The following is a 14,878-nucleotide window of genomic DNA, read 5'->3' on the forward strand; positions in this document are numbered from 1 at the left end:
GGCAGCGTGACCACCGTGCTACCCGAGGTGACCGGTCCGGGTGGCATCGTCGTCGAGGGTCCCACCGTGTACCTGAACGTGGGCAACACGACCGTCTCGGGGGTGCACCCGGCCTAGGAAAGCGGTCACAACCCGCCGGTAGAGTTCTCACCCATGTACCTCAAGAGTCTGACGTTGAAGGGCTTCAAGTCCTTCGCCTCGTCGACGACTCTGCGTTTCGAACCGGGCATCACCTGTGTGGTCGGACCCAACGGGTCCGGCAAGTCGAACGTCGTCGACGCGCTCACCTGGGTGATGGGGGAGCAGGGCGCCAAGGCCCTGCGCGGCGGCAAGATGCAGGACGTCATCTTCGCCGGAACCGCCGGCCGCCCGCCGCTCGGACGCGCCGAGGTCACGCTCACCATCGACAACTCCGACGGCGCGTTGCCCATCGAGTACTCCGAGGTCTCCGTCACCCGCCGCATGTTCCGCGACGGTGCGGGCGAATACGAGATCAACGGCAGTTCCTGCCGTCTCATGGACGTGCAGGAACTGCTGTCCGACTCCGGTATCGGCCGCGAGATGCACGTCATCGTCGGCCAGGGCCGCCTCGCCGCGATCCTCGAATCCCGCCCGGAGGACCGACGCGCGTTCATCGAGGAGGCCGCCGGCGTCCTCAAGCACCGCAAGCGCAAGGAAAAGGCGCTGCGCAAGCTCGACTCGATGCAGGCCAATCTTGCCCGTCTCACCGACCTCACCGCCGAACTGCGCCGTCAGCTCAAACCGCTCGGCCGGCAGGCCGAGGTCGCACGTCGCGCCCAGACCATCCAGGCCGACCTGCGCGACGCGCGGTTACGACTGGCCGCCGACGACCTCGTCACGCGTCGTGCCGAACTCGCCGGGCACGACGAGCAGGAAAAGATGGTCCGGGAGCGGCTCGACACCGTGCTCGCGGCGTTCGACGACGCGAACGCCGAACTCGCCCGTCACGAACAAGCCCTCGCGCAGCTCACGCCGGGCGCCGAAGCGGCGTCGCAGACCTGGTTCCGCCTGTCCGCCCTCGCCGAGCGTGTGTCGGCGACCGTGCGGGTCGCGCAGGAACGCGCCCGGCACCTGCACGCCGAACCCGAGGATCGCTCCGGTCAGGATCCCGACGAGATGGAAGCCCGCGCCGACCGGATCGCCGCCGAGGAAGCGGAACTGGTCGAGGCCGTCGAGATCGCGCACGGAGCCCTCGAGGCGGCTCGCGAGCAGCTCGCCGAGCAGGAGGAGGCCGCAGCGGCCGCCGAACGCGCACATCTGGCCGCGGTGCGTGCCGTCGCCGACCGGCGCGAGGGCCTCGCGCGTCTCGCCGGTCAGGTCGAGACGATGCGCACCCGCGCCGAGTCGATCGACGCGGAGATCGCGCGCCTGACCGTCGCCATCGAGGAGGCGCGGCTCCGCGGCGTCGCCGCGCAGGCCGAGTTCGAGACCGCTCAGGCACGCATCGACGATCTCGATGCCGGTGAGATCGACGCCGACGCGCAGCACGAACGAGCCCTGGAAGCGCAGCGGCTCGCCGACGAGCGGGTCACCGAACTCCACGAAGCAGAACGCGCTGCGGGCAAGGAGGTCGCCTCCCTCGGTGCCCGCATCGAGGCCCTGTCGATGGGCCTCGAACGCACCGACGGCGCCGCCTGGCTGATCGACACGCGGTCCGGCGACGGACTCGTGGGGCGCCTCGCCGACCGGCTCCGGGTGTCCCCGGGATACGAGGCGGCCGTCGCAGCAGCCTTCGGCGCCGCGGCCGATGCCCTCGAGGTGGAGTCGGCCGACGCCGCGATCTCGGCGGTCGCAGCGCTCGCCGACGCCGACCAGGGCCGGGTGGCGTTCGTCCTGCCCGGCGCAGCCGGCCCCACCGACGCCGGCGACCTGCCGACCGGTGCCCGATGGCTCCGCGAGGTCGTCGAGTGCCCCGCCGACCTGCGCGGAGGCGTCGACGGCCTGCTGGCCCGCACCGTCGTGGTCGACGACCTGCCCACCGCCCTCGGGGTCTGCGCCGCCCGGCCCGACCTGCGCGCCGTGACGCGTGGGGGAGACCTCGCCGGTGCGGGCTGGGTGGTCGGCGGCTCGCATCGCGCCCCGAGCACCCTCGAGATCCAGGCGGCGATCGACACTTCCCGTGCCGGTCTCGAACAGGCCGAACGCCGCTCCGAGGAACTGGCCGCAGCCCTCGCGGGCGCACTCGCGGAGCAGGCCGAACGCGCCGAACACGTCGAACAGACCCTCGCCGCGCTCAACGAGTCCGACGCGGCGATGTCGGCCGTCTACGAACAACTCGGCCGGCTCGGCCAGGCAGCGCGCACCGCCCACGCCGAATCCGGACGGCTCGCGGCCCAGCGCACCGAAGCGGAGAAGGAACGCGACGCGGCACGAGAGAAGCTGGTCGAACTCGAGGAGCGACTGCGTCTGGCCGAGGACGACTCGGCCGGCAGTAGCGACGGTGCCGGCACCGAACACACCGCCGCCGAACGGGAGATGGCCGCGGCCGCCCTCGCCGAGGTCCGGGCCGTCGAGGTCGAGGCGCGACTCGCGGCGCGCACGGCCGAGGAACGCGCCGAAGCGCTTCGGGGCAAGGCGGATTCGCTTCGTCGTGCCGCGCAGGCCGAGCGCGAGGCCCGTGCTCGTGCCGAACGTGCCCGCATCGCGCGTCGTCAGGCGGCGGCCGTCGCCGCTGCGGTGGCCGAATCAGGGCAGCGACTCGCCGAACAACTCGAGGTGGCCGTGGCGACGGCACTCGCACAGCGTGACGACCTGAACCGGCGCCGCGCCGAATGCGCCGAGCAACTCGAACGCGCCCGCGAACTCGTCCGCGAACTGTCGGCGCAGCGCGACCAGCTCACCGACGCGGTGCATCGCGACGAAGTGGCCCGGGCGCAGGCCTCGCTCCGGATCGAGCAGCTCGAGCAGACCATTCTCGAACAGCATGGCATCGCCCTCGACGACCTCGTGGCCGAGTACGGCCCCGACGTGCCGTTGCCGCCGACGCCGCTGGAGATGGCCGAGTACGAACAGGCCCGCGAACGCGGCGAACAGGTCGTCGCTCCGCAACCGATGCCCTACGACCGGGCCACCGAGGAGCGGCGGGCCAAGCGCGCCGAGAAGGATCTCGCGACGCTCGGGCGCGTCAACCCCCTCGCGTTGGAGGAGTTCGCGGCGCTCGAGGAGCGCTACAACTTCCTGTCGACCCAGCTCGAGGACGTCAAGAGCGCCCGCAAGGACCTGCTCGCTGTCGTCGAGGAGGTCGACGCGCGAATTCTGCAGGTGTTCACCGAGGCCTACGCCGACGTCGAGCGTGAGTTCGAACAGGTCTTCGCGAAGTTGTTCCCCGGTGGGGAGGGACGGCTCGTGCTCACCGACCCCAGCGACATGCTCACCACCGGCATCGAGGTCGAGGCCCGCCCGCCGGGCAAGAAGGTCAAGCGCCTGTCGCTGCTGTCGGGCGGCGAGAAGTCCCTGACCGCGGTGGCGATGCTGGTTGCGATCTTCCGGGCCCGCCCGTCACCCTTCTACGTGATGGACGAGGTCGAAGCCGCGCTCGACGACACCAACCTGCGACGATTGATCGGGCTGTTCGAGCAGCTGCGCGAGAAGTCCCAACTCATCGTCATCACGCATCAGAAGCCGACGATGGAGGTCGCCGACGCGCTGTACGGCGTGAGCATGCGGGGCGACGGCATCACCCGGGTCATCTCGCAGCGTCTGCGCGGACGCGAGATCGCGACACCGGTCCCCGAACCGGAGGAAGAGCTCCAAGCCTGACAGTATGGGTGCGTGAGTACCGGAGCCTGGATAGTCATCGCCGCCGCGCTGGCGGTCGTTCTCGTCGCGCTCGTCGTCGGTCTGACCCTCTACCGGCGGCGGCAGGTGTCGCTGAAGGCGCCCGAGACCCCGCAGCTCGATTCCGCCGAGACCAAGGACCGCTCGGGCGGTTACAAGGCGCAGAGCGGATTCAGTTTCTCGCAGGGCACGGCCGCGCCGCCGGCGCCGGCCCCCCGGCCTGCGCCGAAACCGGCACCGAAGCCTGCGGCGAAGCCGGAGCCCGCGCCCCGCACGGTGCCGTTGCCGGAGGAGATCACCGAAGCTCCGCCGAGCACACCCGCACCCACAGAACCGAAGGCGGAGCCTGCGCCTGCGCCGAAGGTCGAGCCCAAGCCCGAGCCGAAGCCCGCAGAACCGAAGCCCGCAGAACCGAAACCGGCCGAACCGGAGCCGGTCGAACCCGAGGTCGCTCCGGAGCCGGAGCGTCCCGCTCCCGAGCCCGTCGAGCCCGAGGTCGCCCCCGAACCGGAAGTCGCACCGACACCGGAACCCGAGGTCGAGCCCGCCCCGGCGACGGAGACCGTCGTCGAACCCGAGGTCACCGAACCCGAGGTCACCGAACCCGAGGTCACCGAACCGGAAATTGTCGAACCGGCCGGACCGGCCGCTGTTCCGCCGGCAGCCCCGATCGAAGAGATCGAACCCACCGCGGGTCGCCTCGTCCGCTTGCGTGGCCGTCTGGCCCGCTCGCAGTCGGCGGTCGGCAAGAGCCTGCTCGGTCTGCTCGGTGGCGGCGACCTCGACGAGGACTCCTGGGAGGAGATCGAGGACACGCTGCTCGTCGCCGACCTCGGCGCCGCGACGACCACCAAGATCGTCGACCGTCTGCGTGAGGAGATGGTCGTGAACAACGTGCGCAGCGAGGCCGACGCCCGCGCCGTGCTGCGCAGCGTGCTCGTCGACGAGCTCCGTCCCGAGCTCGACCGTTCCATCCGGGCCCTCCCACACGAGGACCATCCCGCCGTGCTGCTCGTCGTCGGCGTCAACGGCACCGGCAAGACCACGACGACCGGCAAGCTCGCCCGCGTGCTCGTCGCGGACGGACGCCGGGTGCTGCTCGGTGCCGCCGACACCTTCCGCGCCGCGGCCGCCGACCAGTTGCAGACCTGGGCCGAACGCGTCGGTGCCGAGGTCGTCCGCGGCAAGGAGGCCGCCGATCCGGCCGCGGTGGCGTTCGATGCCGTCGCGAGGGGCATCGACAACGGTGTCGACGCGGTCCTCGTCGACACCGCCGGCCGCCTGCACACCAAGACCGGCCTGATGGACGAGCTCGGCAAGGTCAAGCGCGTCGTGGAGAAGAAGGCCGCCGTCGACGAGGTGCTGCTCGTCCTCGACGCGACGATCGGCCAGAACGGTCTGATGCAGGCCCGCGTGTTCGCCGAGGTCGTCGACATCACCGGTGTGGTGCTCACCAAGCTCGATGGAACCGCCAAGGGCGGCATCGTCTTCCAGGTGCAGCACGAACTCGGCGTCCCGGTGAAGCTGGTGGGCCTCGGTGAGGGCGCCGACGATCTCGCACCCTTCGAACCGGAAGCCTTCGTGGACGCCCTATTGGGCTGATCGACGCTGCTCTGCTGGGCTGATCCGCACCGCGTCCGTCGTTCCGGCCGCTGTCCGCTCACGCGGGCAGNCCGGTTCCGTCGGTGGGGATGCGGTGTCCGAAAAGTGTGAAACAAGGATGAAACAAGGTCGGTTCCTGCGTTCACGCCCACGAAACAGCGCGGCGCCTCCACGGAAACATCCGGGCAGCAAGCTTTCCCTCGACAACGCGCCGATCGGCGCGGCCTACAGGGAGGTTGCAAGTGGAGGAAGTGGTGAACACCGGCGACGCAGCGTGGATGCTGATAGCAGCGTCGCTCGTGCTTCTGATGACCCCGGGCCTGGCGTTCTTCTACGGCGGGATGTCCCGCTCCAAGTCCGTGCTCAACATGATGATGATGTCGTTCGGGGCGATGGCACTGATCGGCGTCATCTACGTCCTGTGGGGCTGGTCGATGTCCTACGGCACCGAGAGCGTGCTCGGCATCTTCGCGAACCCGTTCGAGCAGTTCGGTCTGCAGGGCGCCATCTACGGCGAAGACGGGGAATTCCTCGCCGGCATCGGCAACTACCCGCAGATCATCGACATCGGTTTCCAGGTGACCTTCGCGATCATCACCACCGCCCTGATCAGCGGTGCGCTGGCCGAGCGCGTGAAGTTCGGTACGTGGATGGCGTTCGTCGCGATCTGGGTGACCTGCGCCTACTTCCCGCTCGCCCACATGGTGTGGGGCGGCGGTCTGCTCTCGGGCTCCGAGGACAGCATCGCGGCCGCACTGTTCGGAACGGTCGACGACGGTGAAGGTGGCCTGACTGCCGCGGTCCACCCGATCGACTTCGCCGGTGGCACGGTCGTGCACATCAACGCCGGTATCGCCGCTCTCGTCCTGGCGATCGTCATCGGCAAGCGCGCCGGCTTCGGACGCACCGCCTTCCGTCCGCACAACCTGCCGTTCGTCATGCTCGGTGCCGCGCTGCTGTGGTTCGGATGGTTCGGCTTCAACGCCGGCTCCGCCTTCGCCGCCGACGGTACCGCCGGCCTGGCCTGGGTCAACACCACCACCGCCACCGCTGCCGCCATCCTCGGCTGGCTCCTCACCGAGCGCATCCGTGACGGCAAGGCCACCAGCCTCGGTGCCGCGTCCGGTGCCGTCGCCGGCCTGGTCGCCATCACCCCCGCTGCCGGCTCGCTGAGCCCGGTCGGATCGATCGCCCTCGGCGTCATCGCCGGTGTCCTGTCCGCCCTCGCCGTGGGTCTGAAGTACAAGTTCGGTTACGACGACTCGCTCGACGTCGTGGGTGTCCACCTCGTGTCCGGCCTGTGGGGCACGGTCGCCATCGGCTTCCTCGGCACCGAGACCGGATTGTTCTACGGTGGCGATTACAAGCAGCTCGTCATCCAGATCGTCATCGCAGTCGTCGCCCTGGTGTTCACCGCCGTCGTCACCGCAGTGATCGCCCTCGCACTCAAGCCCATGGGCTGGCGTGTGAGCGACGAGGAAGAGGCCCGCGGTATCGACGAAGCCGAACATGCGGAATCCGCATACGACTTCGCGCCGGCTCTCAAGTGATAAGAAGACCACGACAGCGAGCAGGGATGACAGCGGCCAGCGGGCTCTGGGAAGGATGAGGATATGAAGCTGATCACGGCGATCATCAAGCCGTTCACGCTCGAGGACGTCAAGGCAGGCCTGGAGCAGGCCGGTGTGCTCGGAATGACAGTCAGCGAGGTGCAGGGGTACGGCCGCCAGAAGGGCCACACCGAGGTCTACCGCGGAGCCGAGTACTCCGTCGACTTCGTGCCGAAGGTCCGCGTCGAGGTCGTCGTCGACGACTCCGCTGTAGACAAGGTCGTCGAGACCATCGTCGAGGCCTCCCGTACCGGCAAGATCGGCGACGGCAAGGTGTGGGTCACGCCCGTGGAAGCCGTGGTCCGGGTCCGCACCGGAGAACGAGGTTCGGATGCGCTCTGACCCCCAGGGGTCCGGCACTCGAGGCCCTGATCCCGTTGCTTCGGCAGCGGGGTCGGGGCCTTCGGTGTCCTCGGCCCGCAAAACCGCACCGGCGGGCGCCGCCGATCTCGCGGCCGCCCGCGACACCCTGCTCTCCGGCGGCCCCCGCAGCCGCCGCCTCGACACCGTGGCCCTGCGTCACGCCCTCGTGGACCTGCATGAATTCTGGTTGACGACGAAGGGCTCCGAACTCGGCATCAAGCGCGAGGGAGGCTTCGCCATCGTCGCCGTCGGGGGTCTCGGACGCCGCGAGATGCTCCCGTACTCCGATCTCGATCTCATCCTCCTCCACGACGACATGGCGCCGTCCGTCGTGTCGAAGGTCGCCGACGAGCTCTGGTACCCGCTGTGGGACGCGCACATCAAACTCGACCACAGTGTCCGGACGGTGCCCCAGGCCCTCCAGGTGTTCTCGTCCGATCTGACGGCCGCACTGGGAATGCTCGAGGCGCGGCACATCGCGGGCGACGCCCAGCTGAGCAATCTGCTCATCGGCGGTGTGCGACGTCAGTGGCGCACCGGCATCCGGTCCCGCTTCGACGAACTCATCGAGATGACCGAGGTGCGGTGGCAGCGCAGCGGGCAGATCGCCCACCGGGCCGAACCCGACCTCAAGAGCGGTCGCGGCGGGTTGCGGGACGTGCAGTTGCTCAATGCCCTGTCCGTTGCGCAGCTCACCGACGGCATGCCGGGACTCGGACCCGACGTCCCGGGGGGTGGTCTCGCGGCCGCCCACCGGCGACTGCTCGACGTACGCACCGAGCTGCACCGCGTCGCCGGCCGCTCCCGCGATCAGCTGCGCGCGCAGGACGCCGACGAGATCGCCGCGGCGCTGCGGATCGGCGACCGTTTCGATCTCGCGCGGGTGCTCACCGAATCGGCCCGCACGATCAGCTACTCCGTCGACGTCGGCCTGCGCACGGCGGCCAATTCGCTGCCGCGCAAGGGCCTGTCGCGACTGCGTCGCGGACCGGTGCGGCGACCCCTCGACGAAGGGGTCGTCGAGCACGGGGGAGAGGTGGCCCTCGCGCGCGACGCGCATCCGCGTCGCGACCCGGGCCTGATCACGCGGGTCGCGGCGGCCGCCGCGCAGGCCGGACTGCCCGTCTCGGCGGCCACGCTCACCCGGCTCGCCGATCACGCCCCGGAACTACGCGAACCCTGGCCCCGCGAAGCCCTCGACGACTTCCTGGTGCTGCTCGGTTCGGGACGTCGCGCCGTCGACGTCATCGAGTCGCTGGACCGCACAGGACTGTGGGGGCGGTTGCTCCCCGAATGGGGTGCGGTGCGCGACCTGCCGCCGCGCGACGCCGTCCACACGTGGACCGTGGACAGGCACCTCGTCGAAACCGCCGTCTACGCGAGCGAACTGACGACGCGGGTCGCCCGGCCGGACCTGCTCGTCCTCGGCGCGTTGCTGCACGACATCGGCAAGGGACGCGGCGGCGACCACAGCGTGGTCGGTGCCGAACTGGCCCTGCAGATCGGACGGCGGATGGGCCTGTGGCCCTCGGACCTGGCGTTGCTCACCTCGATGGTGCGACACCACCTGCTCCTGCCGCACACCGCGACCCGGCGCGATCTCGACGATCCGGAGACCGTGGCCGCGGTCGTCGACGCCCTCGACGGCGATCCGGTGCTGCTCGACCTGCTCCACGCCTTGGCCGAGGCGGATTCGCAGGCCACCGGCCCGGGAGTCTGGGGGGACTGGAAGGCGTCGCTGATCAGGGAACTCGTGCGCCGCTGCCGCATGATGATGGCGGGGGACGAGTTGCCGGCACCGGATCCGATCGATCCCGCCCTCGCGAACCTCGCCGAGGACGGCGCCTTGCACGTCGCGCTCGAACCACGCGAGGACGGTCGCAGCTTCACCGCGACCTTCGTCGCGCCCGACGAGCGGGGTGTGCTCTCCGACGAGGCCGGCGTGCTCTCGCTGCACGGTCTACGGGTGCTGTCGGCCTCGATCGGCAGTCACGCCGGCAGCACGGTCAACAGCTTCGTCGTGGCCCCGAGATTCGGTTCACCGCCCGAAGCGGCGCTGCTCCGGCAGGAACTCGTGCGGGCACGCTCCGGCGACCTCGACCTCCTCGGTGCCCTCGAGACCAAGGACCGCGCCGAACGTGAGAGCAGGCTTCCCGAGCGAACGGCCCGGGCGGTTCCCGTCAGCGCCGCTCTCGCGCCGCCGCGGATCATCTGGTTCGAAGGATCCGAAGCGGACCAGGTCGTGCTCGAGATCCGGTCGGAGGACCGGATCGGTCTGCTGTGCCGCCTCGCGGACGTCTTCGAGCATGTCGGAGCCGACGTGCGGTGGGCACGGGTGAGCACGCTGGGTTCGACGGTGATCGACTCGTTCTGCGTCGATCTCGCCGGTGCCCACACCCGTGTCTCCCGGGAGCATCTCGAGAAGGAACTGCTGTCGGTCCTGCCTGCCCCCGAGCCGCCTGCGCCCGCCGACAGACCGTGACCGACAGATCGTGACCGCGCGGGCGGCCCGCCCTGTGGCGTGGCCACCCGCGGTCGCGACGGATCGGGAGCGGTTACCCTGGTTCGCAGCAATGTCCGCATCTTCGTCAGAGCTCAGGAGCGCATTCGGTGTTCGAATCCCTTTCCGACAGGTTGACAGGGGTCCTGAAGGACCTGCGCGGCAAGGGGCGGCTGTCCGACGCGGACATCGACGCGACCTGCCGTGAGATCCGCCTCGCCCTGCTCGAGGCCGACGTCGCGCTGCCCGTCGTGCGCGAGTTCATCAAGAAGATCAAGGTGCGCGCCAAGGGCGCCGAGGTGCACGGCGCGCTGAACCCGGCCCAGCAGGTCGTCAAGATCGTCAACGAGGAACTCGTCGGGATCCTCGGCGGCGAGACCCGTCGTCTGCAGTTCGCGAAGACCCCGCCGACGGTCATCATGCTCGCCGGTCTGCAGGGTGCCGGTAAGACCACCCTCGCGGGCAAGCTCGCGAAGTGGCTCAAGGCGCAGGGACACACCCCGATGCTGGTCGCCTGCGACCTCCAGCGTCCCGGCGCTGTCACCCAGCTGCAGGTGGTCGGTGAGCGTGCCGGCGTGTCGGTCTTCGCTCCCCATCCCGGCACCTCCATCGGCGGAGGCGAGAACGAACTCGGAGTCACCGCTGCCGACCCGATCGCCGTGGCCGAGCAGGGCATCGCCGAGGCGCGCAACAAGCAGTACGACGTGGTTATCGTCGACACCGCCGGTCGCCTCGGTATCGACCAGGAACTCATGGCGCAGGCCGCGGGCATCCGCGACGCCGTGCAGCCCGACGAGGTGCTGTTCGTCCTCGACGCGATGATCGGTCAGGACGCCGTGAGTACCGCCGAGGCGTTCCGCGAGGGCGTCGGCTTCACCGGCGTGGTGCTCACCAAGCTCGACGGCGACGCCCGTGGTGGTGCCGCGCTCAGCGTCCGCGAGCTCACCGGCCAGCCGATCATGTTCGCCTCCACCGGTGAGAAGCTCGAGGACTTCGACGTCTTCCACCCCGAGCGCATGGCCAGCCGCATCCTCGGCATGGGCGACGTGCTCACCCTGATCGAGCAGGCCGAGCAGGTCTTCGACGCCGAGCAGGCCGAGGCCACCGCCAACAAGATCGGTTCGGGCGAGCTCACCCTCGAGGACTTCCTCGAGCAGATGATGGCCGTGCGGAAGATGGGCCCCATCGCCAATCTCCTGGGCATGCTGCCCGGAGCCGGGCAGATGAAGGACGCCCTGGCCAACGTCGACGAGAAGCAGCTCGACCGCATCCAGGCGATCATCCGCGGCATGACGCCGGAGGAGCGCGCCAACCCGAAGATCATCAACGGCTCGCGGCGACTGCGTATCGCTAATGGTTCCGGTGTGAAGGTCTCCGACGTCAACCAGCTCGTCGACCGGTTCTTCGAGGCCCGGAAGATGATGACGGCCATGGCCGGCCAGATGGGCATGCCGGGCGCACGCAAGAACCAGCGCAAGAAGGGCAAGAAGGGGAAGAAGGGCGGTCGCGGACCGACGCCGCCGAAGGTGCGGGGCGGTATGCCCGGCGGCTTCCCCGGTCTCCCGGGTGGCATGCCCGCCGGGATGCCCGACCTGTCGAAGATGCCGAAGGGCCTCGACGAGCTTCCTCCGGGACTCGAGAACTTCGACCTGTCGAAGCTGAAGTTCCCCAAGAACTGAGCCGGGCCGGGGATGACCGTGACCGAGGGTGATGCGCGTTCCTTCGTGGTGCGGGGCCGGTCGTTGGCCGACGACGAAACCGTCGAGCTGTTCGTCGGGGCCGACGGATCGTTTACGGCCGAGCCCGGCCGCGACGCCGAGGTGCTCTGTGCCGACGGCTGGATCCTGCCGGGCCTCGTCGACGCGCACTGCCACGTCGGCATCAGGTTCGGCGGGGGAGCGGAGGACGAGGAGGGTCTGCTCGCGCAGGCCGTCACCGAACGCGACGCGGGTGTCCTGCTGCTCCGTGACGCCGGTTCACCTGTCGACACCCGGGCCCTCGATCAGCGGGCGGACCTGCCCCGGGTCATCCGGGCGGGTCGGCACATCGCTCTGCCCAAGCGCTACATCCGCGGGCTGCCCGTCGACCTCGAGGACGAGTCGCAGCTGCCCGACGAAGTGGCCCGTCAGGCCCGGGCCGGCGACGGCTGGGTCAAACTCATCGGCGACTGGATCGACCGGGAGGTCGGCGACCTCGCTCCGCTGTGGAGCGACGAGATCCTCGTCGAGGCGATCGCCGCGGCCCACCGCGAAGGCGCGCGGGTGACGGCGCACGTCTTCGGTGAGGACGCCCTGCCCGGACTGCTCGCGGCGGGGATCGACTGCATCGAGCACGGCACGGGCCTGACCGACGAGACCATCGCGACGATGGCCGCGCACGGCACCGCGCTCGTGCCCACACTGGTCAATATCGAGAACTTCCCGGACATCGCCGATTCGGCGACGCGATTCCCGGTGTACGCGGCGCACATGCGCGCACTGTACGCGCGCCTCGACGAGACCATCGGCTCCGCCCACGAGGCCGGCATCCCGATCTACGCGGGCACCGATGCCGGTGGCCAGGTGCAGCACGGGCGCATCGCCGACGAGATCGCATCGCTCGTGCGCGTGGGTCTCGACCCCACCGAGGCGTACGCCGCGGCGAGCTGGAAGGCCCGCGCGTGGCTCGGGCATCCGAGTCTCGAGCCGGGGACGTCGGCGGATTTCGTCGTGTACCGGGAGGATCCGCGCAGCGACCCCGCGGCCGCGCGTCCCGATCTCGTGGTTCTCCGCGGCCGAGTGGTCTCGGGGAGCCCTGCGCGCTTGTAGGGGGTGCGCGGGGTCACCGGGTGCCGGTTTCGTCCTGGCTCACGCGTCTGGCAGAATGGTTCGCTGTCGTCGCATCCGGTTACGTACCGCGCGGCGGTCACAGGCTAGAGGCAAAACCGGGCGTGCCAGAAGGGCGCGTCGTCCGAATTGCACGTGACACGCGCCTCGGCGCACCCCGAAGGAGAACACAGCAGTGGCTGTCAAGATCAAGCTCACCCGTCTCGGCAAGATCCGCAACCCGCAGTACCGCATCGTCGTCGCGGACTCGCGCACCCGCCGCAACGGCCGGGCCATCGAGACCATCGGCAAGTACCACCCGAAGGAAGAGCCTTCGCTGATCGAGATCGACTCGGAGCGTGCGCAGTACTGGCTGAACGTCGGCGCGCAGCCGACCGAGCCGGTCCTCAACCTCTTCAAGATCACCGGTGACTGGCAGAAGTTCAAGGGCCTGCCGGGTGCCGAGGGCACGCTGAAGAAGGCGGAGCCGAAGCCGTCCAAGCTCGAGCTGTTCCAGGCCGCCCTCGCGCAGGCCGAGAACGAGCCGGCTGCCGAGGCCGTCACGCCCAAGAAGAAGAAGGCTGCCAAGGAAGAGTCCGCCGAGGCGTCCACCGAGGCCGAGTCCACCGAGGCCGCCGAGTAATGAGCGCCGTGGTCGCCGATGCCGTCGAGCATCTCGTTCGTGGAATCGTCGCCCATCCCGACGACGTCCGCGTCGACCTGATCGCGGGCCGTCGGGGCCGCACCGTCGAGGTGCACGTCAATCCCGACGACCTCGGCAAGGTCATCGGCCGCGGCGGTCGTACCGCGACCGCGCTGCGGACCCTCGTCACCGGCATCGGTGGCCGGGGTATCCGTGTCGACGTCGTCGACACCGACCGCTAGGCGAGCGTCGATGGAGCTCGTCGTGGGCCGTGTGGCCAAGTCGCACGGCATCCGAGGCGAAGTCGTCGTCGAGGTTCGCACCGACGAACCCGAGGAGCGCTTCGCCGTCGGCGCGGTCCTGCGTGGCCGTAAGCCTCGCGACAAGCACCTGCACGAGTACACAGTGGAAGCCGCCCGGGAACACTCCGGGCGGCTTCTGCTGCGCCTGCAGGGCATCGACGGTCGCGACGCCGCCGACGCACTGCGCGGCGTGCTGTTCGTCGTCGACAGCGCCGACCTTCCGCCGTCCGACGACCCGGACGAGTTCTACGATCACGAACTCGAAGGGTTGACGGTGCGGATCGTCGCCGGTCGCCCCGACGGCGGAACCGAGGTCGGCACCGTCCGCGAGGTCCTGCACACGGCCGCCGGCGAACTGCTGTCGATCCGGCCTGCCGGCCAGGAGCGCGGAGAGTTGCTCGTCCCGTTCGTCACCGAGATCGTCCCGACGGTATCGGTCCGGGACGGCGTGATCGAGATCGATCCGCCCGAAGGACTCCTCGACCCCGACTTCGGGGAACCGCCGTCCAAGAAGAAGAAGTCGACCGAGGGGAAGCAGTAGTCCGTGCGGCTCGACGTCGTCACCATCTTCCCCGAATATCTCGAACCCCTGCGCGTCGCCCTGCTCGGCAAGGCGATCGACAAGGGGCTCATCTCCGTCGGCGTGCACAACCTGCGCGACTGGACGCACGACGTGCACAAGGCCGTCGACGACGCGCCCTACGGCGGCGGACCGGGCATGGTCATGAAACCCACCGTGTGGGGACCGGCGCTCGACGACGTGCTCGCCGGACCCGACGGTGAAACCGATCCCGACGTCCTGCTCGTCGTCCCGACTCCCGCCGGCCGCCGCTTCGATCAGGCCACCGCACAACGGTGGTCGAAGGAGAAGCGGATCGTCTTCGCCTGCGGCCGCTACGAGGGAATCGACCAGCGCGTCTTCGACGATGCCGCGCGGCGCGTGCGCGTCGAAGAGGTGAGCATCGGCGACTACGTCCTCATCGGTGGGGAGGTCGCCGTTCTCGTCATGGTCGAGGCCGTCGTCCGGCTGCTGCCCGGGGTGCTCGGCAATCAGCAGTCGCACCAGGAGGATTCGTTCTCCGACGGACTGCTCGAAGGACCGAGCTACACCCGGCCGGCGGTGTGGCGCGACCTCGAGGTGCCGCCGGTGCTGCTGTCCGGCGACCACGGCAAGGTCGCCCGCTGGCGCCACGAGCAGTCGCTCGAACGCACCCGCGAACGACGACCCGACCTGCTCCCGTCCGACGACTGACGCC

Annotated in this window: 11 protein-coding genes; all 11 read left to right on the forward strand. The window is 69.8% G+C overall.

Translation table 11 applies throughout. The features are described 5' to 3' along the window. The first annotated feature begins 153 nt into the window (after window positions 1-153). The 11 genes from smc to trmD all read left to right on the forward strand — a co-directional run bounded on the left by smc (window position 154) and on the right by trmD (window position 14,874). On the forward strand, window positions 154-3,780 hold the full coding sequence (gene smc / locus ACNJ7K_RS21205) for a chromosome segregation protein SMC (RefSeq protein ID WP_120282244.1): 3,627 nt from the start codon (window positions 154-156) through the stop codon (window positions 3,778-3,780). Between the two features lie 12 nt (window positions 3,781-3,792). Then, on the forward strand, window positions 3,793-5,400 hold the full coding sequence (ftsY, locus tag ACNJ7K_RS21210; protein ID WP_487042154.1) for a signal recognition particle-docking protein FtsY: 1,608 nt from the start codon (window positions 3,793-3,795) through the stop codon (window positions 5,398-5,400). A 242-nt stretch (window positions 5,401-5,642) separates the two neighbouring features. Then, window positions 5,643-6,950, forward strand: coding sequence for an ammonium transporter (locus ACNJ7K_RS21215; RefSeq protein WP_120282246.1), 1,308 nt, complete (start codon window positions 5,643-5,645; stop codon window positions 6,948-6,950). 63 nt (window positions 6,951-7,013) lie between these two features. Further along, a complete protein-coding gene (locus tag ACNJ7K_RS21220) occupies window positions 7,014-7,352 on the forward strand; it encodes a P-II family nitrogen regulator (protein ID WP_016694628.1) in 339 nt (112 codons plus the stop codon). After that, entirely contained in the window at window positions 7,342-9,855 is a 2,514-nt protein-coding gene (locus tag ACNJ7K_RS21225) for a [protein-PII] uridylyltransferase (protein ID WP_120282247.1), read from the forward strand. Before ACNJ7K_RS21220 ends, ACNJ7K_RS21225 begins: the two co-directional genes overlap by 11 nt. 128 nt (window positions 9,856-9,983) lie before the next feature. Further along, the gene (gene ffh, locus ACNJ7K_RS21230) at window positions 9,984-11,552 is read left to right on the forward strand and encodes a signal recognition particle protein (RefSeq protein ID WP_060651070.1); all 1,569 of its coding nucleotides are present in this window, start codon (window positions 9,984-9,986) and stop codon (window positions 11,550-11,552) included. Window positions 11,553-11,564: 12 nt separating this feature from the next. Beyond that, window positions 11,565-12,680 (forward strand): amidohydrolase family protein, encoded by a 1,116-nt coding sequence (locus ACNJ7K_RS21235; protein WP_120282248.1) that lies wholly within the window; start codon window positions 11,565-11,567, stop codon window positions 12,678-12,680. Window positions 12,681-12,873: 193 nt separating this feature from the next. Beyond that, a complete protein-coding gene (gene rpsP, locus ACNJ7K_RS21240) occupies window positions 12,874-13,320 on the forward strand; it encodes a 30S ribosomal protein S16 (protein ID WP_016691249.1) in 447 nt (148 codons plus the stop codon). Further along, window positions 13,320-13,562, forward strand: coding sequence for an RNA-binding protein (locus ACNJ7K_RS21245; protein WP_006550954.1), 243 nt, complete (start codon window positions 13,320-13,322; stop codon window positions 13,560-13,562). The genes rpsP and ACNJ7K_RS21245 overlap by 1 nt, the downstream gene beginning before the upstream one ends. 10 nt (window positions 13,563-13,572) lie before the next feature. Further along, window positions 13,573-14,163: a ribosome maturation factor RimM gene (gene rimM / locus ACNJ7K_RS21250; protein ID WP_039586954.1), complete on the forward strand. Its 591-nt coding sequence runs from the start codon at window positions 13,573-13,575 to the stop codon at window positions 14,161-14,163. 3 nt (window positions 14,164-14,166) lie between these two features. Continuing rightward, window positions 14,167-14,874, forward strand: coding sequence for a tRNA (guanosine(37)-N1)-methyltransferase TrmD (trmD, locus tag ACNJ7K_RS21255; protein ID WP_120282249.1), 708 nt, complete (start codon window positions 14,167-14,169; stop codon window positions 14,872-14,874). Window positions 14,875-14,878 lie beyond the last annotated feature (4 nt).

Origin of the sequence: Rhodococcus shunpengi (genome assembly GCF_048381395.1) — a bacterium.
Lineage (GTDB): Bacteria > Actinomycetota > Actinomycetes > Mycobacteriales > Mycobacteriaceae > Rhodococcus.